The sequence below is a fragment of the Alcaligenes sp. LTN-3 genome (assembly GCF_059735605.1).
The window spans coordinates 1-21380 of sequence record NZ_JCAPDN010000003.1; the positions used below are offsets into that span (position 1 = coordinate 1).

Consider the following 21380-nt stretch of genomic DNA (forward strand, 5'->3'; position numbering starts at 1 on the left):
ATTTTCTGATTTGTCAAGCTCCGGGTTTTACACCGTGTCAGTTACCTGACCAGTCATTCAAGCTTCGGTGCGGGCCTCTTGGCCAAGGCGGTGAAACTTGTCTAACTGCTCTCTGCGGCGCTTCCGGGAAAACCCTGTGTGTGCTGCAGCGAGAAAAGAACTATAGCACGATGATTTTCGGCTTGGCAAGTTTTTAACCTGAATATTTCATACAAAACAGATGGCTCACAGCGAATTTTCACTTAGGTTATTGTTATATATAAACAATCTAAAATGAAACAAAATAATACCAAGCTGCCTATCATTCCTGTATATCTGGACGGATACCAGAACTGGCAGGAGAAACACCAGGAAGTCATAGCGCAGAGCATGTAGATTCTGGGCTTTTTCTCTCTAGCTCGGCATCGTCTCTCTTGTTTCACACTAAATTCCTGCCCCAGAGTGTTTTTGCAGACAGACAGACAGACAGACAGACAGACAGACAGACAGACAGACAGACAGACAGACAAGATGAGCATGCAGTTGCGATCTTGGGGGGGACTGAACAGAAGGCTATCACCCTGGATCGCTAATCTAGAACTACGCCTGCAACACTCTATATAGAGCTGGTCGTCTCTCTATATAGAGAGGCATACCAAGCACCCTGCTTTTTGCCGTCAAACCTCCCTCTATATATAGACACCCCATCCAAGCAGATAGGTAGGCCACCTCTCCCCCATTACAATAGGCGGACAACTCACTCTGTATGCAGACTATGGCACGATCATCTTCTCAAGCTCCTGCGGCACAGCTCAGCCTGATTGGCGAGGAAATCCTCTCCGGCAATCTCCTGACCGAGAACATCCTGACTCAAGTTGCCCGCCTTCCCAGCGACTGGCGAGCCACATTGGATCGCCCGGAGCTGCAAGACATATTGGCGGCTCTGGCCAAGTGGCTGGACAAAGAGTGCCAGGATGGCGCCGCTATTTACCCGGCCGCCCCTTTCCGTGCACTGGAGCTACTGCCATTACAAAAAGTCAGTGTGGTGATTCTGGGCCAGGATCCTTATCACGGCCCCAATCAAGCACAGGGCCTGTCATTTTCTGTGCCCGACACCTGCCCGGCCCCACCCAGTCTGCGCAATATCTTTAAAGAGCTGGAACTGGAATATCCCGACACCGTGTTACCTAGTAGTCATGATCTGAGCAACTGGGGCCGACAAGGTGTCTTGCTATTGAATACATCGCTCACTGTAGAAGATGGTTTGCCTGCCTCTCACGCCAAGAAAGGTTGGGAGCAAATTACAGACTCCCTACTGATGAACCTGGCTCAGCAAACTACGCGCCCTATTGTTTATATGTTGTGGGGTGCGCACGCTCAGGCCAAAGAGGCCTTGATTCAGCAGCACTCTCAACGTCCCTATCTGATTTTGAAGGCCAATCACCCTTCCCCCTTGGCTGCGCGCCGGCCCCCTGTGCCTTTTATTGGCTGCGGTCATTTCCACCAAGCCAATGACTGGCTCAAAGAGCAGGGGGTCACCCCCATTCAATGGTTTGCCACTGGCGCTTAACCATCCGTTCCCCTTACCTGATCCCGAACCATGCCTTTAAGCCCCGCTAATCCAGAATTAAGCTCTTCAGAACAACATGCTCTTTGGTCGAACGAACTGCTCGAACAATATAGCTGGCAATTCCAGGGGGAAACACCATTTGCCGTTCCCCTGGCAAGCCTTCCCTTACTAGATGAACTGTTCAAGTTTGTTAATGAGACCATCAAGGACTCTTTTGACCGCTCTTTATTCTGCTGGACTGATCTCAAACAAGACAGCAAAGGCCTGACGGCCTGGTATTTGGGCGTCGAAGATTACGACGAAGTGCTGGAGCCTTATATAGAGAGTTTGTCGACCCGTGCCCTGACACTGAGCGATGCAGTGGAGCCTCCAGCTTCTCGCTGAAAACGGTCAAGCGCCTATTCAAGAAGAATTCCAAAGGGTCGATTACGGCCCTTTGATTTTTACGATCATTCAACATACTCTCGTCGCAGCAAGCAGGGATAAGTAGATAGCCCAACGGACAAGAACTTCTCGTCCACTCACCTCACTCCACACAGCACCGGATCAAATAGCCGCGCAGCGACGAGATAGCCCAGCGTGGTTGGTTGATATAGCCTTCAACTGAACAAGGCGTGACTCACCCAGCCTCTTTATAAGAGCAGGCATAAAAAAAACCCAGCCAACCGACCGGGTTTTTCAGATAAAAGCAGCGCTTTATAACACCCCACCCTATCAATTAGGGCTGCACACCTGCGGCGTGCGCTTGCTGATCAGCGTGATAGGACGAACGCACCATGGCACCCACAGCAGCATGGGTAAAGCCCATTGCATAGGCTTCGCGTTCAAACATCAAGAATTCATCAGGCGTCACGTAACGCATCACGGGCAAGTGGTGGCCAGATGGTTGTAGATACTGGCCAATGGTCAGCATATCGATGTCGTGCGCACGCATATCGCGCATCACTTCCAGAATCTCTTCGTTGGTTTCACCCAAGCCAACCATCAAACCGGATTTGGTCGGAATGTCTGGATGCAGCTTCTTGAACTCTTGCAGCAGTTTCAAGGAGTGGTGATAGTCTGAACCAGGACGCGCCTGCTTGTACAAACGAGGCACCGTTTCCAGATTGTGGTTCATTACATCAGGCGGGCAAGCATTCAGGATGCCCAAAGCACGGTCCAGGCGTGCGCGAAAGTCCGGTACCAGCACTTCAATGGTGGTCGTGGGCGAATGCTCGCGCACCTGACGGATACATTCTACAAAGTGGGCAGCACCACCATCACGCAAATCGTCACGGTCTACGGAGGTAATCACCACGTAGGACAACTTCATGGCACCAATGGCCTTGGCCAGGTTGGCCGGCTCGTTCTCGTCCAGCGGATCGGGACGGCCGTGGCCCACATCACAAAATGGGCAACGACGTGTGCACTTGTCACCCATGATCATGAAGGTTGCCGTGCCCTTGCCAAAGCACTCCCCAATATTGGGACAGGACGCTTCTTCACACACCGAAAACAGTTTGTGCTCGCGCAGTGTTTCCTTGATCTCGTAGAAACGAGAGTTTGGAGCAGCCGCCTTCACCCGAATCCAATCAGGTTTTTTCAAACGCTCTGCTTGCACAACCTTAATGGGAATGCGCGAGGTCTTGGCCTCGGCCTTCTGCTTTTGCGTTGCGTCGTATTCGACAACGCGAGGGCGCACAGTAGGTTTGGAATCGACGGACGTATCTGTAGGGGTGGTCATAAGCGTCTAAATAGAAAAACAGCGTGCGAGCAGCATCACTAAACGATGGGCGCAGTGGCCAATTGTAGCCCCTTCGCTTTACAAGCGCCTAGAACAAGGGCGATAGTTTGTGCCAGACCCCTCTAATATAGAGGTCGCCTTAACGATGCAGCAACACCCGAGAATAAAACCTGCACATACTATAAGTACGGAGACTTGCATGTCACAAGAGTACCTAGCCGATCCCGTCCTGCTGGAACAACACCAGGGACTGGCCCGCATCACCTTGAACCGGCCCGCCAAGTACAACGCGCTGTCTGAAGAAGTGTTGGACTCTTTACAACACATTCTGGACAAGCTGGCCCAGGACCCCAGCTTGCAATGCGTCATCATCCAGGCGGAAGGCAAGGCTTTTTGCGCCGGGCACGATCTGAAGCAGATGCGTTCCCAGCCCGAACACGATTACTACCGGGATCTGTTCAGCCGCTGCAGCCGCGTTATGCAAGCCGTGCTGGCCTTGCCGGTGCCGGTGATTGCCCGTGTGCAAGGACTGGCCACCGCTGCAGGCTGTCAACTGGTTGCAACCTGCGATATGGCTGTGGCCACCGAATCCACCCGCTTTGCGGTATCAGGCATTAATGTTGGCCTGTTCTGCTCTACACCCGCTGTTGCCCTGTCGCGCTGCGTGCCGCCCAAAGCCGCTATGGAAATGTTGATGACCGGCGAATTCATCAGCGCCCAACGTGCTCAAGAGTTGGGACTGATCAACTACGCGGTCGCTGAAGATCAACTGGATCAAACCGTACAGAAACTGGCCGACAGCATCATGGCCAAGAGTCCGGTTGCCGTCCGTGCAGGCAAGGCCATGTTCTACCGCCAGCGCAGCCTGGCTATTGAACAAGCCTACGACTACGCCGGCCAGGTCATGGCCGACAATATGATGAGCAATGATGCCTGCGAAGGTATAGACGCCTTTATCGAAAAACGCGCGCCGCAATGGAGCGGAAGCTGAAGCGACGCGCTTTCCTGATCAATAACGATATTTAAGATTGAGCATCGCATTACGCGGTGCGCCATAAATATTCAGGAACGTGCTGTAGCCCACGCTGGAGAGGTAACGTCGGTCGAACAAGTTATTCACGGCCAGGGATGCCTCCCAGCGCTCATTAGGCTTGTAGCCAATTTTGGCGGATACCGTGGCATAACCGCCCTGGTATACATCCGAGGTGAACAAATTGCTTTGTGCTTGTACCCCCGCCCCCACAGACCAGCCATTCAAGCGGCCGCCCCAATCCTGAGGCTGAAAGCGGTAGTGCGTCCAAAGACGGAACAAATGCTTGGGCACAAGGTTCGCATTGAAACGCTGGCCTTCATTTTCCAGTACCGTATCCCGGCGATAACGCACATCCGTATAGGTATAGCCCGCCCCCAAGTCCCAGCCTGGAGCAAGATTACCGACCAGCTCCATCTCCCAGCCCTGGCTTTGCACCAGACCCGCCGCGCGAGAGCACGTCCCGGTCGGACTACCACCGCAACCGACATGATCCGTATCCGTTACTGCCCGGTTGGTATCACGCATGCGGTAAATCGCCACGGAACCATTCAGGCGACCGTCCAGAAACTCACCTTTGGCACCGGCTTCAATCTGCCAACCTTTGCGCGGATCCAATGTCTTGCCGGTGTAGTCCTGCTGCGACTGCGGCACGAAACTTTCGGCATAGCTGCTGTAGAGCGAAATAGTGTCATTCACATCCAGAATCAGGCCTGCAAATGGCGTAAATTCCCCGCTGGCTTTGGCATCGCTCACATCCCAGGGACCGGTCTCTGGCCGCACTGGACGACTCTTGCTTTCGTAGTTGCTCCAGCGGCCACCCAGCACCGCAGTTACCCGGTCATGCAGCTTCAAGTGTGTGGAAGCGTAAATGCCGGACTGGGTCACGATCTCCTGATTCTGATTCAAAATAGGCTGATCCAACAGGGGGCCATAATCAAAGTCATTCAGAACATCCCAATCTGGGAATTGACTAAAGCGGGAACTGGTCTTGGTATTGTTGCGCGCTGCATTGAAACCAAGGGTCAAGGAATGCTCCCGCCCAAACAAGTTAAATGGCCCCGTAACGCTGACGTCCCCATGGTCCCAAGTAAATTCATTGTGAATCCGGCCTGCCATCATATTGGCCAAGCCCGTTTGCAGGGAAATGGGCTGCAAGGCAAAAGAGCTGAAGCCTTTATACGTACTCTCCTTGTGGGTGTAGTTAGCTTTCAGCACCCACTCATTATCAAAACGATGTTGCAAGTCTGCCCCCAGCTCGTACACCTCGTGATTGGACGTGCGGGCAGGGCCCAGGAAGCTGCGGCGATCCGGCAAGCTGCCGTCCCCAAACTGCGCCAAGCCGTTGAAATTACGGAAATCCAGCTCGCTATAAAAAGCCGTCAAACCCAAAGTGGTGGCGGGGGCTAGGTCGTATTCCAGCACGCCGTAAAAAGTGGCCGGTTTGGATCTGCCTTGATCGTAGTACTGGTCTTTATCCTGATAGGCTGTCACCACACGTCCACGCAGGGTACCATCCTTGTTCAACGGCCCACTCAGATCAGCCTCTGCACGATAGTTGTTCCAGCTCCCGGCGGACAACTGCCCCTCAACACGCAATTCGCGAGTGGGCCGTTTTCGCACCAGATTCACCACCCCGCCCGGCTCCGCGGTTCCAGACAACAAGCCGGCAGGACCACGCAGCACCTCGATGCGATCGTACACAGCCAGATCCAGATGAGGTGCACCCTCCCCTTGAGCCGGCACCCCATCGTATTGCAGGCTGGCCGCAAAACCACGGCTATTGAAGCTCTCTGTATCGGGATAGCCGCTGCTGCTGATCCCGGTCGTATGGTTGATCGCATCGGCCACACGCGTAAAGCCCTGTTCGTCCATTTGCGTGCGTGTCATGACAGAGACGGATTGGGGGATTTCGCGCAAAGATAAAGGAGATTTGCCAATCGTCGCCCCGGCCGCGGCGTAGGAGCCACTGCCTTCACTGGTCACATCATAGCGGGAGGCATGAACCCGTACCGGCTCCAACTGTGCGGCATCACCCTTGTCTGCCGGACTAAGCGAAATATTGTTGCCCGATCGGCGCACCTGTATCCCTGTACCAGCCAGCAAGCGGCTCAAGGCCTGATCCAAGGTGAATTGCCCTGACAAGGCCGGACTTTGTCGGCCAGCCACGGTATCGGGCAAATACACAATTTGCACCGAAAACTGACGCCCCAGATCACGCAAGGCCGACGACAAGGGCTGGGCCGTCAAGCTGATTGTCTGCTGCGGCGCACCGGATTGTGCATAGCCGGGCGCGGCCAAGGCCGACAGGCACAGCCCCAATAACACGGCTCCAAGGCCAAGAGGCAATTGGCGGACTGCACGGTTGTGCACAGTGATCTTATATGTAGTACCAGACATGGTGATGATATCCATCCCTACCGGCAGGTTCTGCCTGCACGGAATCTATAAACCAAGACACGCCAACGGTTTACAGCCGCCAGCACACCTCCCTGGTCTAAAGACGTCTGGGCAAGGATTTTTCCGTAATGAATTTACCGACGGTTGATGACCCAGCCCTTGGATTCCACATTCAGAATCTGGACGGGTGCAATATCCGCCAATAACAGCAAGGCCTCTTGTGGCTTGCTCATGGTCAAGGTGCCGGATATACGCAGTTGCCCAAGTTGGGCATCACCAAGGCGTATGGGCTCATGCAGATATGCCGACAACTGCTCCAGCACCTGTGCCAAAGGTTCATTGTCGAACTCCAGACGACCACTTTGCCAAGCCGTCAGGGCAGCTACATCCGCTTCGCGCACAGGCTCCAATTCTTGGCGTGCCGTAACGCGTGCGGCCTGACCAGCGCCCAAGCGCTCGGAACGGGAGTTCCACCAGGGTCCCGCTGACAAGCGGACTCTCCCCCGGTCAACCGCTACCTCTACTTGATCAGACTGTTTACGCACATTGAAGCGGGTGCCTAACACCTGCACTTTTGCCTGCTCGGTTTCCACAATAAAGGGACGATCTGCATCGGGACGCACATCCGCCAGAATTTCCCCTGACTCCAGATAAACCCGCCGCTCGCTGGAGGTATAAGCCACATTAATTTTTGTACGAGCATTAACCGTCAGAACACTATCATCGGGTAAACGCAGCTCCTGTCGTTGGGCAACAGTAGTGCTGACCGCCCAGGACTGTTCTGGACCTACAGGCCAAAGCCACACCCCTCCTACCACGGCACACAAAACCATCGCCGCAAAGGCCAGCCGCCAACGCTGCACAGGCTTTTTTCGCAGGGCAGCAGGCTCTTGAGTCAAACGACGCAGGCGATCGACCGGCAGCTCATCCAGCTTGTTCCAGGCTTTTTGCAGCTCCTGAAAATACGCTTGATGCTGCGGCGAAGCCGCCAGCCATGCATCCAGCTCCGCCTGATCCTCTATCGATAATGGCCCCAGACGCACACGCGCGAACCAATGAACCGCTTGTTCACGGGCCGTCGAAGGCAAAGAGGGACCTGCGCTCGTCGTCATAGGGAATAAATAGGCGTGAGCAAAACGTGAAAACTCCAGGGCTGATCAGTCTTGCTGAAACAGGTGCAAATGCGTCTGCAGATGGGTCAAAGCGCGTTTCATATGCTTTTCCACCATGCTCTGCGACAAGTCCAACCGCCCAGCAATCTCGCGCTGACTATAGCCCTCGATTTTATTCCATAAAAAAACTTGCCTACAGACCAGTGGCAACTGCAACAGAACCACCTCCAGCTCGTCCATCAACTGAGTAGACTGACAAGCCTCTGCCACATCCGGGGACAGAGGCGTATCTGCCTCGTCCAACTGGTCCAAGGGTGTCTGCGCCCAACGCCCACGCCGCCGACTTTCATCGAACAACTGATTGCGAGTCGCCTGAAACAAATAAGAGGGAATGTTCTGGATATGGGTGCAGGTCTGATCCAACAGGCCTAGAACGGCATCGTGAACGGCGTCTTCTGCATCGTGATGATTAGTTTGACGCCGGGTCCAATTGCCCATCAGGCCGCGATAATGATCAAGCCAGGACTTGCGAGATTTGGAGGACGACGGCATACAGGCCCGACAGAACAGTTAATGTGTTCCGCATTATCGCAAACAATTCTCATTACAACAATTGGACTGTTTCGCTACGATGCGCTGACGCTTGTTCAGGTTGTAGCGACTTGGTTACGTTGGGCCATTGCCTGGCTCAAGTAGGAGTACAAATACTGTGCAACCTCGTCCATGGGGACCACGATCCCTTGCGAGTGCATATCCGTTGTTTGCAGCCCTTCATAGCCACAGGGATTGATGCCGCTAAACGGGCTTAGATCCATGTCTATATTCAAGGCCAGGCCATGGTAAGAGCGGCCATTGCGAATCTTGATACCCAGTGCGGAGATCTTGGCCAACTCCTGGCTTGCCACCCCTTGCGGCACGTAGACGCCCGGCGCCCCCGGTTTACAGCAAGCGCCCTTGACACCGAAATGCGTCAGACAGGCAATGACGGCCTCTTCGAGCAGGCGTACATATTCTTTGACGTACAGACCTACCCGGCGAAGATCAAACAGGCAATACACCATTAACTGACCAGGGCCGTGATAGGTAATCTGCCCACCCCGGTCGGTTTGCACCACGGGGATGCCGCCGGGGTTAAGCAGATGTTCCGGCTTGCCGGCCTGCCCTTGAGTGTAGACAGGCGTGTGCTCAACAAGCCAGATTTCATCCGGAGTCTCTGGCCCGCGCTGCTCGGTGAAGTCGCGCATTGCCTGCCAGATAGGTTCATAGGCGCTAGGCCGCTCAAACCATTTGATACGAACTGAGTCGGACATGAACGCCTGATTCCTGCTTACATCACCACGCGCACAAGATGATGCGCATGCAGGGCACGATACAGATTATCCAGTTGCTCGCGCGAAACGGCACGCACGGTAAAAGTCAGTCCAGTGTAATTGCCCGCCTTACTGGGCCGCACTTCAATAGTGGCGGCATCAAAGTCTGGGTCATGTTCCAAAACGATAGCCAGCAATTCGTCTTGCAGTGTTTCATGGCTCTGACCCATGACTTTGATAGGAAAGTCACTGGGGTATTCAATCAACGATTCTTCAGGGGAAATTGTCATGCTTGCTCCGCAGCCTTGATAGCCTTGTCATAGCCTTCACGTAATTTGGCAAAGACAGGGCCGGGTCGTCCGTCACCGACGGGCTGACCGTTAAATACAACGATGGGCAGCACCTCTTTGGTGGCTGACGTCATCAAAATTTCATCGGCAGTATCGACCTCCTCTCGGGAGATCTGACGTGCCTGGAAGGCGATCCCCGCCTGAGCGGCCAGCTCTTCCATCAAACTGTAGCGCACCCCTTCCAGGATCAAGTTATTGCGCATGGGTGCCAGCAAGGTGCCGTCGCGCACAATCCAGATATTGCAGGAGGCCCCTTCGGTCAGGAAACCGTCTCTGAACTGAATGACTTCATCCACACCGGCTTCGACCGCTTGCTGCTTGGCCAGTACATTGCCCAGCAAGGAAACGGATTTTATATCGCAACGCAGCCAGCGTTCATCTTCAATGGCCACCGCCGTCAAACCCGTCTCGCGTTCTTGCTGCACGCGCTTGAACGGCGAGACCATGATGAAGATACTGGGCGTCACATTGCTGGGGAAGGCGTGGTCGCGCTTGGCAACACCACGGGTCACCTGGATGTAGACCATGCAGTCGGCCCCACGACCCGAACGGGCCAGCATGTCCATCACCAGCTTTTCCCACTCACGGCGGGTAAAAGGGTTATGAATGCCCACTTTGGCCAGACTGCGTTCCAAACGCCCCAGGTGCCCATCAATACGGAAAGGTTTTCCGTGATAGGCAGGTACGACATCATAAATGCCGTCGCCAAAGATGAAGCCACGATCCAGTACCGAGATCTTCGCTTCGCCCAAGCGCACGAAATCGCCGTTCAAATAAACAATGCTGTCAGGGTCAATGCCTGCAATCATAGGGGTCAGCCTCGCACCAAGGGATTACTCAAACATCAAGCGTACTTTGTCGGCCATACGACCGAAAAAGCCTGCCTCGGGCACATCCTGCAGCACCAGCAAAGGCTGCTCTGCCAGAACCTTGCCATCCAAGGACAAAGTCAGTGTACCGACCTTGTCACCCTTGCTCAACGGAGCCAGCAAAGGCTGGGTATAGTTAGCCACAGGCTTGATTTCCGACGACTTTCCACGGGGCACTGTCAACCACAAAGGCTGGGCGGTACCCAAGCCTACGTTCTCGACCTCACCTTCCCACACCCGAGCGGTGACGGCAGGATTGCTAGTGTCATACAGCTTGACCGTTTCAAAGTTCTGGAAGCTCCAGTTCAACAGCTTCAGGCTGTTTTCTGTACGGGCGGCATCGTTCGCCGTACCAACAACGACTGACACCACACGGCGGCCGTCGCGCAAGGCAGTCGACACCAGGCAGTAACCCGCCGATTGGGTATGGCCGGTTTTCAGGCCATCAACCGTGTTGTCCAGCCACAGCAGGCGGTTACGGTTGGGCTGCTTGATATTGTTATAGGTGTACTCTTTTTGGCTGTAGTAGTGCAGGTACTGGGGAAAACGGGCAACCAGTGCAGCAGACAACATGCCCAGATCACGTACCGAAGTCAGATGATCAGGGTCAGGCAAGCCGGTAGAGTTCTTGAAATGCGTAGCAGTCAAACCCAACTTGGCAGCCTCTTCGTTCATCAGGGCAGCAAAGGCCTCTTCGCTACCTGCAACGGCTTCGGCCAAGGCCACAGAGGCATCGTTACCCGATTGCACGATCACACCTTGCAGCAGATCGTTCACCGACACTTGCGAATTGACCTTTACAAACATGCGCGAGCCTTCGGTACGCCAGGCTTTCTCCGAAATCACAACAGTCTGATCCAGCTTTAAGCGACCGGACTCCAAAGCATCAAAGACCAGATAAGCGGTCATCAGCTTAGTCAGGGAAGCCGGTTCCACCTGTTCATTCAGCCCTTCAGCGGCAATGATCTGGCCGCTATTGACATCCATGGACAACCAGGCACGCGCCGTCAAGGCTGGTGCGGGTACCACGGACAAATCACCCGGCAAGGCAGGCGTCGGCGCCCCAAGCACTTGAGCCGATTCTGTCGGTGTGGGAGTTTGAGCCTGTGCCTGTACTGCCATAGGCAGTGCCAAGGCAAGTGCCACCACACAGCGGGAAAGGACCGGAGATGCAAATTTTTGAATAGAAGTCATGGAAAAAATCGATTGCTTTGACAGTGGCGGAAAGAGCCCATTATGGCAGAGCCATATAGGCCTGTGAGGGGCCAAGCCCCTGAGTCTGAGCAGGAAAACGCAACGACTTGAAAGCAAAATCCGACTTAGGTTCCAAGCCCAGCCAAATGTCGGCTGATCAATTCACGGAGCTGAATCAGCTTGCCATGAAAAAAGTGACCAGCCTCAGGCAACACGACCATGGGCAACTGATGCTCACGTGCAAAGTCCATGCCCTCGGACAAGGGAACAACGTCGTCGGTTTCGCCGTGCACCAACAAGGTATCGGCAGGAGGGCTGACATCGCGGAACCGGAAGCGATTGACCGCCGTGCCCGTCAAGATAAAAGCATGCGGCAATGGTGCCTGGGCGTCCTGCAGGCCGGCATACACTTGGGCTGCAACCGCTGTGCCAAATGAAAAACCAGCCAACAGGGATGGGCCGGAACTCCACTGTGGAAAATGCGATGGGAATTGCTCTATCAAGGCCAGCATATCGGCGGTTTCGCCACGACTGCTGTCGAACTGCCCGGCGGACTTTCCGACACCGCGAAAATCGGGGCGTACTGCCAGCAAACCGTGTTGGGTGGCGCTACGTGACAGGGTTGTCACGACTTTGTTATTACGTGCCCCACCATGCAAAGGGTGTGGATGCAGCAACAGAGCCCAACCCCTGGGCTCGCCTGTCGGCCAGTCCACAGCACAGTCAATAACACCAGCCAAGCCGGAAAATTGGATTGTATCTACGCGTTCAGACATGCTCAGATCAAATATCACATAAGATTACGTTTAACTCGTCCAGTGTACCGGATTGTCATGAATACCTCTTCTGCATTCACCTTACCCAGCCCTCGCGATATGGTGGCAGAGCTGCGTACGCGCTTGCCACATTTCCCCCAGATCCACTGGGTGGATTCGACTGAATCGACAAACGCGGATTTGCTCGCTCTGGCTCGTCAAGAATCGGGACCGCGTGTGCGACCCTGGTTATTGGGTGCGCACCTGCAAAGCCGTGGCCGTGGGCGTGCTGGGCGCACGTGGGAAAATAGTGTTGGCGCAAACCTGATGTTTTCCTGTGCCTTCGATATTTTTCTGCCTGCACGGCAATTGCCTACACTCTCACCGCTATCGGGTCTGGCAACGACGGAAGCCCTGCGCCTGTTTCTGGAGCCGGCGGTTCGTAATCGTCTAGCCATGAAATGGCCTAATGACGTGCTGTGGGATCAGGCCAAGCTATCCGGCATTTTGGTAGAGGCCACCCGCGCCAGCGCTGCGCCCAGCTCCAGTGATCATCATGTTGTCATTATTGGTATAGGCCTGAACCTGCGCGAAGCGGCAACCATCAGCCAAAACACGCAGCGCGCCATTGCGGACTGGACCAGCATTGCGGAACACTCCCAGCAAGCATCCCTGGCACGATGTTCGGACATTGTGGCCAAGGTTGCGCAAAGCCTGTACCTGAGCCTGAACCATGTCACAGCCCACGGCTTTGCTGATCTGCCGACACGCTACGCACAGGTAGATGCGCTGATTGGCCAACAAGTCCATATCATTGACAACGGCCAAGTCCTGCATACCGGTATCGTGACTGGCATCAACACGTCGGGGCAATTATTGTTGCGTCACCCCGACGGTACGGAACGGGCGGTCACCGTGGGCGAAGTTTCCGTTCGCGCCCAACGCTGATCGCTATACTGCACTCTTTTCAGCTCTGACGACCCGGCATGACCCTGCTTATAGACTCTGGTAATACCCGCATCAAATTGGGGTGGTGCCATCCCTTAACCGGCGCGCGCGAAAGCCAGCCGGTTAGCCTGCATGCGGACCAATTGGATCAATTGGCTGTTTGGCTGGAAGCAGGTCAGGCTCCCTTGCAAGAATTCGCCAATCAAAAGGGTGTGCAAGCGCTGGGGGTGAATGTGGCAGGCCCACAGGTACAAAAACAAATTGACGCGGCCGTCAGTCGTCTGAGTTTAGGCCCGGTACGCTGGCTACAGGCACAAGAGCAGATTTTTGGGCTGCACAATGATTATGAACAGGCCGGGCAACTGGGCGCCGACCGCTGGGCTTCTTTATTAGGGCTCAGCGATTTGCTGGCCCAGGAATATCCTGCCCAGCAAGGGGCCTTGCTGATCAGCTTCGGTACTGCCACGACGATTGATTTGCTGGGACCCGAACAAAATGGCGTGCGCCACTTTCTGGGTGGGTCCATTTTGCCCGGCCCCAGCTTGATGCTGGCTTCACTCAAACAAAATACGGCACAACTTCCTGAGGCCCACGGGCAGACGGCGGCTTTCCCCCGCAATACCCAAGCCGCCATCAGTACAGGAGTTGCTGCGGCACAGGCTGGAGCTGTGTTACGGCAATGGGAGAGAGGGCGTCAGCATCTGGGGCATAGCCCATTGGTGTTTCTGGCCGGCGGTGGCCGCGCTCTGGCGCAGCAAGAACTGTTAGAACAATTAAGTCACCATTGCCGCCTGCTCAATATAGAGGTACCCCAGCTGCAAGAGCTGGAAACGCCTGCTTTGCGTGGCCTGGCACTTTTTGCGAGCTGCCGGTGAACCAGGACTGCCAAAAAACGAGCACCCAGCTCAAGGCAAGCAGGAAAACCTCTAGATACGATTGGCAGTAAAACGGATGAACTTAAACCCGCCTACCCGTACAATCTTGGGTTGAACTGTATTTTTCAGGGCATCTGCGATGCGACTGCTTTTCATACTGATCCTGGTGGCAAACGTCGCCCTTCTAGCTTTTGGACAAGGCTTTTTCGGCACACCTCCCAGTGAGCAAGGGCGTGAGCCTCGGCAGTTTTCGCAGCGAAACCAGGATGCCATTCAACTTGGAACTCCGGCTCATCCCGCGCCAGCTTCACCTTGATCCTCGATTGACGACACTATGAAACCCATACGCAAAGCTGTTTTCCCCGTCGCCGGTCTAGGCACACGTTTTCTGCCGGCCACCAAGGCCATGCCCAAGGAAATGTTGCCAATCGTCGACAAACCACTGATTCAGTACGCTGTCGAAGAAGCGGTTGCCGCAGGAGTCACAGAGCTGATCTTTATTACAGGCCGCAACAAACGGGCCATTGAAGATCACTTTGACAGCATCCCGGAACTGGAGCACGAGCTGGAAGGCAAGAATAAACTGGAATTGCTGGATGCTGTCCAGAACATCATCCCCAGCCATGTAAGCTGTATTTACACCCGCCAGCCACGCGCGCTGGGTTTGGGCCATGCTGTGTTGTGTGCCGCCCCCATCGTCGGCAACGAACCCTTTCTGGTTCTACTGGCAGACGATCTGATTGACGCTACCACACCGGTATGTCGGCAACTGGTTGAGGCGGCGCATCAATACAACGGCAGTATTGTGGCAACTCAAAATGTAAATAGAAATGAAACGAATAAATATGGAATCGTTTCGGGTAATGCCGTCGACTCCAAAGCCACTCGATTAAATGGAATTGTTGAAAAGCCAGCACCGGATGTTGCTCCTTCCACACAAGCCGTTGTGGGCCGTTATGTATTAGAAGCAGAAATATTTGACCACCTGCGACGCACTCAAGCAGGGGTAGGTGGAGAGATTCAATTAACGGATGGAATTGCCAGCCTTTTGAAAAGCCGTCCGGTATATGCATATGAATATGAAGGCACACGTTACGACTGTGGTAGCAAGTCCGGTTTCTTTCATGCTACGCTTGAATTTGGTCGGAAATACCACGGACTTTAACGAGGGGCGCAGAGGGGTCCGTTGCAATAACAAGCTTGGTTGTAATTGTTGATCAAACACTGCCTGAAAACCACGCAAAGGGCGATTTAGCTTGACTTACAGGCCAAATACCCCCTACGATTGGCGGTGCAGGATTTCAAGTTCGTCGAAGTTTGTTCAATACGGTATTGTTTCTAATACTCATTGCCCTGATTTTTACATCTTGACAATCTTTTTTGAGCAGATTGCTCGTCATTTTTAGGGAATGCAGGAAATGCAAACAGAAACCGGTATCGTGAAATGGTTCAATAACGAAAAAGGCTACGGCTTTATCTCCCCCGACAACGGTGGCAAAGATCTTTTCGTTCACCATTCCGACATCTTGGGCACAGGCTTTAAATCCTTGGAAGAAAACCAACGCGTTTCGTACGTGTCGGCTGAAGGCCAGAAGGGCCCACAAGCTAAGAGCATCCAGAAACTGTAAATCGATTTCGATCAGTTTTTAGATCTCAAAAAAAAGCCCGCTTAATGCGGGCTTTTTTATTTGATTTGATTCAAATCAAGACAAGCTGTCTTCAAATTACCACAAACTCAACAGCACATAAAACCTAATACTTTTAGCTAATAAACAGCTCGGTATTTAATCGCGAATTTGTGCCAATCCAGAAAGTACACGTTGCACTGCACCTTGATGCATCTGGACCCAATGCAAACCCGAATCAGCCATCTTGTTGTGACGTGCCGGATCGTCCACTAATTCCAATGCTTGTTGCAACGCCAAGGCTGGCGTACTGGCCCGTATCACAGCACCAGCCTGCATGGCATCTTGCATAGCCTGGGCAAAATGATGAGTATGCGGGCCCACAATCACAGGGACACCGACTGCGCAGGCTTCAATAAAATTCTGTCCGCCCAAGGGCTGGAAGCTACCCGCCACAATGGCCACGCGCGCCAAGCCGTAATACCAATGCATTTCACCTAGGGTATCGCCCAAAAGCACATCAACCTCTCGGCAAGCTTGGATCGCACTCGTACTGGTATCGCCCTGTTTCAACAGCTCACTACGTCGCACCGAACGCAAGCCTAGCTGGTTCAGATAGTCTGCCGCTTCCTCAAAGCGCTCGGGGTGACGCGGAATAACGACAAACAAGACTGGGCGATGCAGTTCGCTGCCATGCTCGCGTTCGCGACGCAAATAGTGGGCAATAGCATCCATGAAATCGGCATGCTCGGTCTCACGCGTACTGGCAATCACCACCACACGCCGCCCCAGCTCGCTGGCAAAGCCACGACCACGAGCAATCTTGTCCTGCGGCAAGACCACATCAAACTTCAGATTCCCAGATACGCGCACTCCCTGAGCTCCCGCCAGCTCCAGTCGTTGGGCATCGGCCAGACTTTGTGCATAGATCAGTTTGAAGGAACGGTAGGCCCCACGCATGACCGAACCCGCCTTCAAACTGGTTCGCAGCGCACTTTCCGAAAACCGAGCACTGGCCAGCATCATGGGAACACCTTGTCGGCGCGCTGCAGCCAGCAGATTGGGCCACACTTCGCGTTCAATCAACACCCCGGCACATGGACGGTAATGCGCGAAAAAACGCCGTACCGAGCCGGGAAAGTCGTAAGGCAGCCATTGCTGCAACAACTGTCCACTTGCGATCTCGGCGGCAAATGCTTGTGCCCCTTCTGCGCGGCCCGTGACGGTCATATGGGTCAACAAGACCGTCTCGCCTTGATCCAACAAGGCACGAATCAAAGGCTGAGCGGCACGCGTCTCACCCAAACTGACTGCATGTACCCACACCGGCGCCTTCTGAGGCACAGGCAGGGAACCATAAAAACCAAAGCGAGGGCCCGATAACACCTGCCAGTCACCACCAGCACGACGGGCACGCACACCCATCCAGGCCATCAAGGCTGGAGCCAGGAGACGAATGGAGGCAGTATAGAAAAATCGGTTCACCCGCTAAGCCTCGATGTAAGACCGGCAGCAGCCAAGCCCGGTTCAGGCATCTGCGTCCGCCCCAATGCCTGATCGATCGCACAGAGCACTGTTTCTGCTGAAGGAGGATGCCCGCGCTCGCCCAGGCTGGCAGTATAGGCAGAACCTTCCAAAGGGGTACGTACTGGGGTCGAGGCCTTATAGATACCGATAGTGGGACGGCCCAGGCCGGCCGACAAATGGGTCAAACCGCTATCCAGACCCACCATGACCTGGGCTCCAGCCAATTGCAAAGCGATAGGCGTCAAATCCATTCGTGGCATGACCTGTGCCTGACTGCGGCCAGCTATCAGGGCTTGGGCACGTTCAGACTCGGTAGGGCTGCCTGCCAACAAACGCAGTGCCAAGCCTTCACCTTGCAGGCGGTCAAAGACCTGCTGCCAGTTCTCCGGCTCCCAGAGCTTATCGTCGCGACTGGCTGACGGCATGATAATGGCATAAGGATTTTCGTCCTTGGGCGCTTGTGCGGCCAAACCCTGCAAACCAAAATCGGGCGCACCTTCGAATTGATAGCCGAAGGCCGAAGCGGCCAAGCTGCGCTGACGGAAAACGGCAGGCTGCCAAAACCCGACGCGATGACGCACGTCATAGAACAACGAGGCCAGCGGCTCACGCGCAGACTTCCAGTCCAGACCATGACGGCGGCCTTTCGTTTGGCGCACCAGCCAAATGGATTTCATCAAGGCCTGCATATCGAGCACCACATCGTATTGGCGCGACTGCAACTGTTCTCGCAGGGCGGCGCGTTCCTGGCGTGTCTGGGCAGACCACCATTGTTTGCGCCAACGCCGATGCGCCACCGGAATCACTTCATTTACTGCCGGATGCCAGCCCGGAATCTGAGCAAAGCTCTCTTCCACAAGCCAATCTATTTGTGCACCGGGCACATAGCGTGCAATGTCCGAGATCGCTGGCAGCATATGCACCAGATCTCCCAAAGAGGACGTACGCACAATCAGTATCTTGCAAGTCATGGGCGAATTATAGTGGTGGGCGCGTTCAATCAAACAAAGATACGGAAAAATATCCGTCAGCTCTAGTTCTGAGCGCCGATGGCGATCAGGCATAATAAGACTGCCTATTTTCTGGACCGGAAACATGATTGATCTCAAACAGATCGAAGCCTTTGTATGGGTTGCCGAGCTTGGCGGTTTCCGGGCAGCTGCCGAAAAACTCAACACGACCCAACCGTCTATTTCTCAGCGTATTGCCGGGCTGGAATCCAGCCTGGAGCTACGCTTGTTTGATCGGGGCGCCCGGGGCATCAAACTGACCGACAAAGGCCAGGAGCTGTTATCGCACGCACAGCGCATGCTGGATTTACGCACCGAGATGCTGCGCGCAGCCAAAGAACAAAATGCCATTCGCGGCCTGCTACGCCTGGGAGTGGCTGAAACCATTGTCCAGACCTGGCTGCATGAGCTGATCGACAAACTGCATCAGGAGTACCCTTCCCTGGTCATTGAAATCCATGTCGACACCACTAGCGTGCTGCGCCAGCAACTGGCCAGTTTCCAGATTGATATGGCGATGATCGTAGGCGTGGGCCAGGACCCAAAAGAGCAGTGCATTCGACTTTGTGCTTATCACTTAGGCTGGGTCGCCAGCCCCGAATTGAAACTGCATGGCCGAAAAGTCAGTGTTTCAGAGCTAGGGGTTTACCCTGTAATCACCTATCCTTCTGGTAGTGTTCCCTACCTGGCCACACGTGAAGCGCTGCTGCGTGCCGGCGTCAAATCTCCCCGTATTTTTGGCAGCGCATCCCTGAGCACTATCGTGCAAATGACACGCCACGCCATGGGCCCAAGCGTACTTGCCCCCGACGTCATAAAAGACGAGCTTGCCGAGGGAAAACTGCGTCTTTTGAAGGTTGATCAGCCACTGCCAGCGATCGAATTCTTTGCCTGTTGGATGGACTCGCCAGACAGCCATATTGCCCGCGTCGTCGCTGACCATGCACAAGCAATCGCCCAACAATACGTGCAGTCCGATAAGTAATCTTTATAGCCTTGGATTCAAACATACGATTGGACACACATTATCCGATCGGTTGCAATCCGATGCTGTGATCAACCCCCTTTTGTGCGAGTGGTCATTCATGAACCTGCAAACCCTGCCTGTGTTGGCGCCCGAGGCCCAAAAATGCCGCGAGCTGATCCGTCGAGAAACCCATACTGGTCCCACTGCGGGGCTGGCGGCAGGCTATGTGCAGGCCAACCTGATGATCCTGCCCAAAGACTGGGCCGATGAGTTCTTGCTGTTTTGTCAGCGCAATCCCAAACCCTGCCCTTTATTGGCCGTGACCGAACCCGGCCAGTTTCAGGTGCCGACCCTGGGTGGCTCGATTGATCTGCGCACGGATTTCCCTCGTTACCGTGTCTGGCACAACGGCGAGCTCAGTGCCGAGCCGCTGAACATCGAAGCAGTCTGGCGCGATGATCTGGTGTCCTTTCTGATTGGCTGCTCCTTCTCGTTTGAAGAAGCGCTGCTGGCCGATGGAATTGATGTACGCCATATCAGCACGGGGGTAAATGTGCCCATGTATCGCAGCTCGATTCAGACTCAGGGCACGCAGCGCCTGTCGGGCCCCTTGGTGGTTTCGATGCGCCCCATGCGTGCGGCCGATGCCATCCGCGCTATTCAGATCACCTCGCGCTTTCCGTCCGTGCACGGTGCTCCGGTTCATATCGGCGACCCGTCCCTGATTGGAATCAGCGACCTGCAACACCCCGACTATGGCGATGCCGTGCCAGTCGGTGCCGACGAATTACCCGTTTTCTGGGCTTGCGGCGTCACCCCTCAAGCCGTTGCTGCCCAGGCCAAGCCGCAGTTTTGTATCACACATGCCCCTGGACATATGTTGATTACCGATCTGCCCAACACACGGCTGGCCGCGCTTTAAGCAAGATTAGACCGGTACCCCCGGTCGCCCCTTTGGTTTCAATATGCAGCCCCTGCAAACAGGGAGCGCACTCTATCAACCATACAGCTGGACCGCTATTAGGAGCACCTTATGAAAAAAATCGTACTGACCTCCCTGGCTTTAGGCTCACTGGCCCTGGGCTCTGCTGCCCTAGCCCAGGATCTGCCCAAGACTTCCTTGAAAGTTGTCGGTGGCTTGAGCAACCTGACCGCCTACCAGAACACCGAGCAGCCCTTCTGGACCAAGAAAGTGCCTGAGCTGTCCGGTGGTCAAATCACCGCTGATATCAAGGGCTTTAACGATATGGGCCTGAAAGGTCCTGAAATCATGCGCTTGATCGGTCAAGGCGTGATTCCTTTTGGTACGGCTACTCTGGCCTACTTCGCCAGTGACAACTCCATCAACGAAGCCATCGACCTGGCTGGCCTGGCTCCCGATATCAACGTAGCCAAGAAGCTGACCGACGCGTTCACTCCTGCTTACGAGCAGTTCTACGCCAAGAACAACGTCAAGGTACTGGGTTTCTCCACCTACCCTGCTCAAGTTCTGTTTTGCAACGGCAACTTCAATGGCCTGAGCGATCTGAAAGGCAAGAAAGTTCGCACCAGCAGCCGTACACAGGCTGAATTCGTTCAGGCTCTGGGCGGCAACAGCGTCACCATTCCATTTGGTGAAGTGGTTCCAGCTCTGCAAAACGGTGTGGTCGATTGCGCCATCACCGGCTCCATGTCCGGCTACTCGGCCAAGTGGTACGAAGTCAGCTCCAAGCTGTACGAAATGCCCATCAACTGGAACCAGCAGATCCACGCTGCCAACCTGGGCTCCTGGAACAAGCTGGATCCTAAAGTTCAAGAATTCCTGGCCAGCAACATCAAGGCCATGACCGAAGAGATCTGGGTTGCCGCTGCCAAGGAAACGCAGGAAGGTTATGACTGCAACACCGGCGCCGATGCTTGCACACAGCCGGTAAAAGGCAAGATGACCCTGGTCAAGCCAACAGACGCTGACCGAGAGCTGCTGAAAAAAGTCATGAGCGAAACCGTGGTGCCCAAGTGGGCCGAGCGCAGCTCCGCTGACACCGTGGCCGCTTTTAACACCAGCCTGAGCCCGATCCTGGGCTTTGAAGCCAAGAAGTAATCTGACTTGATCTCACTGCCAAGCGGCGCTCCTTCTCGCACCGCTTGGCGGCCCAG

The 21380-nt window shown here is 54.6% G+C and carries 21 protein-coding genes; 10 read left to right on the forward strand and 11 right to left on the reverse strand.

The window, feature by feature from the left end; genetic code table 11:
* The first annotated feature begins 754 nt into the window (after window positions 1–754).
* Together AC6I6N_RS12950 and AC6I6N_RS12955 are read left to right on the forward strand one after the other, a co-directional pair.
* Complete coding sequence (locus AC6I6N_RS12950) at window positions 755–1549, forward strand: uracil-DNA glycosylase (protein WP_234354371.1); 795 nt, start codon at window positions 755–757, stop codon at window positions 1547–1549.
* A 30-nt stretch (window positions 1550–1579) separates the two neighbouring features.
* Window positions 1580–1933 carry a hypothetical protein gene (locus tag AC6I6N_RS12955; RefSeq protein ID WP_094195338.1) on the forward strand — a complete coding sequence of 118 codons (354 nt, stop codon included), beginning with the start codon at window positions 1580–1582 and terminating at the stop codon, window positions 1931–1933.
* 334 nt (window positions 1934–2267) lie between these two features.
* Here the strand turns inward: AC6I6N_RS12955 and lipA are convergent, their stop codons facing one another.
* Complete coding sequence (gene lipA / locus AC6I6N_RS12960) at window positions 2268–3272, reverse strand: lipoyl synthase (RefSeq protein WP_094195337.1); 1005 nt, start codon at window positions 3270–3272, stop codon at window positions 2268–2270.
* A 199-nt stretch (window positions 3273–3471) separates the two neighbouring features.
* Here lipA and AC6I6N_RS12965 point away from each other — a divergent pair, with 199 nt between their 5' ends.
* A complete protein-coding gene (locus tag AC6I6N_RS12965; protein ID WP_321269323.1) occupies window positions 3472–4263 on the forward strand; it encodes an enoyl-CoA hydratase in 792 nt (263 codons plus the stop codon).
* An 18-nt stretch (window positions 4264–4281) separates the two neighbouring features.
* Here AC6I6N_RS12965 and AC6I6N_RS12970 read toward each other — a convergent pair whose 3' ends face one another.
* From AC6I6N_RS12970 to AC6I6N_RS13005, 8 genes are all read right to left on the reverse strand, one after another.
* Window positions 4282–6702, reverse strand: coding sequence for a TonB-dependent siderophore receptor (locus tag AC6I6N_RS12970; protein ID WP_321269322.1), 2421 nt, complete (start codon window positions 6700–6702; stop codon window positions 4282–4284).
* A 134-nt stretch (window positions 6703–6836) separates the two neighbouring features.
* The gene (locus AC6I6N_RS12975) at window positions 6837–7814 is read right to left on the reverse strand and encodes a FecR family protein (protein WP_321269320.1); all 978 of its coding nucleotides are present in this window, start codon (window positions 7812–7814) and stop codon (window positions 6837–6839) included.
* 45 nt (window positions 7815–7859) lie between these two features.
* Window positions 7860–8366, reverse strand: coding sequence for an RNA polymerase sigma factor (locus tag AC6I6N_RS12980; RefSeq protein WP_321269318.1), 507 nt, complete (start codon window positions 8364–8366; stop codon window positions 7860–7862).
* Between the two features lie 95 nt (window positions 8367–8461).
* Window positions 8462–9124, reverse strand: coding sequence for a lipoyl(octanoyl) transferase LipB (gene lipB / locus AC6I6N_RS12985; RefSeq protein WP_321269316.1), 663 nt, complete (start codon window positions 9122–9124; stop codon window positions 8462–8464).
* A gap of 17 nt (window positions 9125–9141) precedes the next feature.
* Window positions 9142–9414 (reverse strand): DUF493 family protein, encoded by a 273-nt coding sequence (locus AC6I6N_RS12990; protein WP_094195334.1) that lies wholly within the window; start codon window positions 9412–9414, stop codon window positions 9142–9144.
* Window positions 9411–10283: a D-amino acid aminotransferase gene (locus AC6I6N_RS12995; protein WP_094195333.1), complete on the reverse strand. Its 873-nt coding sequence runs from the start codon at window positions 10281–10283 to the stop codon at window positions 9411–9413. Before AC6I6N_RS12995 ends, AC6I6N_RS12990 begins: the two co-directional genes overlap by 4 nt.
* Window positions 10284–10307: 24 nt before the next feature.
* A complete protein-coding gene (locus tag AC6I6N_RS13000) occupies window positions 10308–11537 on the reverse strand; it encodes a serine hydrolase (protein WP_203226730.1) in 1230 nt (409 codons plus the stop codon).
* A 125-nt stretch (window positions 11538–11662) separates the two neighbouring features.
* A complete protein-coding gene (locus tag AC6I6N_RS13005) occupies window positions 11663–12313 on the reverse strand; it encodes an alpha/beta hydrolase (protein ID WP_162496889.1) in 651 nt (216 codons plus the stop codon).
* A gap of 57 nt (window positions 12314–12370) precedes the next feature.
* Between AC6I6N_RS13005 and AC6I6N_RS13010 the strand changes: the two genes are divergently transcribed.
* The 4 genes from AC6I6N_RS13010 to AC6I6N_RS13025 all read left to right on the forward strand — a co-directional run bounded on the left by AC6I6N_RS13010 (window position 12371) and on the right by AC6I6N_RS13025 (window position 15743).
* Window positions 12371–13240 (forward strand): biotin--[acetyl-CoA-carboxylase] ligase, encoded by an 870-nt coding sequence (locus tag AC6I6N_RS13010; RefSeq protein ID WP_094195331.1) that lies wholly within the window; start codon window positions 12371–12373, stop codon window positions 13238–13240.
* A gap of 38 nt (window positions 13241–13278) precedes the next feature.
* A complete protein-coding gene (locus AC6I6N_RS13015) occupies window positions 13279–14115 on the forward strand; it encodes a type III pantothenate kinase (RefSeq protein ID WP_497943557.1) in 837 nt (278 codons plus the stop codon).
* A 334-nt stretch (window positions 14116–14449) separates the two neighbouring features.
* Window positions 14450–15280 (forward strand): UTP--glucose-1-phosphate uridylyltransferase GalU, encoded by an 831-nt coding sequence (galU, locus tag AC6I6N_RS13020; RefSeq protein WP_094195329.1) that lies wholly within the window; start codon window positions 14450–14452, stop codon window positions 15278–15280.
* Window positions 15281–15533: 253 nt separating this feature from the next.
* On the forward strand, window positions 15534–15743 hold the full coding sequence (locus tag AC6I6N_RS13025) for a cold-shock protein (RefSeq protein WP_026483779.1): 210 nt from the start codon (window positions 15534–15536) through the stop codon (window positions 15741–15743).
* 156 nt (window positions 15744–15899) lie between these two features.
* Here the strand turns inward: AC6I6N_RS13025 and AC6I6N_RS13030 are convergent, their stop codons facing one another.
* Both AC6I6N_RS13030 and waaC read right to left on the reverse strand, forming a co-directional pair.
* Window positions 15900–17225, reverse strand: coding sequence for a 3-deoxy-D-manno-octulosonic acid transferase (locus AC6I6N_RS13030; RefSeq protein WP_094195328.1), 1326 nt, complete (start codon window positions 17223–17225; stop codon window positions 15900–15902).
* Complete coding sequence (gene waaC / locus AC6I6N_RS13035) at window positions 17222–18238, reverse strand: lipopolysaccharide heptosyltransferase I (RefSeq protein WP_094198233.1); 1017 nt, start codon at window positions 18236–18238, stop codon at window positions 17222–17224. The genes AC6I6N_RS13030 and waaC overlap by 4 nt, the downstream gene beginning before the upstream one ends.
* Before the next feature lie 124 nt (window positions 18239–18362).
* Here waaC and AC6I6N_RS13040 point away from each other — a divergent pair, with 124 nt between their 5' ends.
* The 3 genes from AC6I6N_RS13040 to AC6I6N_RS13050 all read left to right on the forward strand — a co-directional run bounded on the left by AC6I6N_RS13040 (window position 18363) and on the right by AC6I6N_RS13050 (window position 21324).
* Window positions 18363–19262, forward strand: a complete 900-nt coding sequence (locus AC6I6N_RS13040) for a LysR family transcriptional regulator (protein ID WP_094195327.1) — start codon at window positions 18363–18365, stop codon at window positions 19260–19262.
* A gap of 100 nt (window positions 19263–19362) precedes the next feature.
* The gene (locus tag AC6I6N_RS13045) at window positions 19363–20166 is read left to right on the forward strand and encodes a putative hydro-lyase (RefSeq protein WP_121737716.1); all 804 of its coding nucleotides are present in this window, start codon (window positions 19363–19365) and stop codon (window positions 20164–20166) included.
* A 111-nt stretch (window positions 20167–20277) separates the two neighbouring features.
* The gene (locus AC6I6N_RS13050; RefSeq protein ID WP_108727104.1) at window positions 20278–21324 is read left to right on the forward strand and encodes a TRAP transporter substrate-binding protein; all 1047 of its coding nucleotides are present in this window, start codon (window positions 20278–20280) and stop codon (window positions 21322–21324) included.
* Window positions 21325–21380 lie beyond the last annotated feature (56 nt).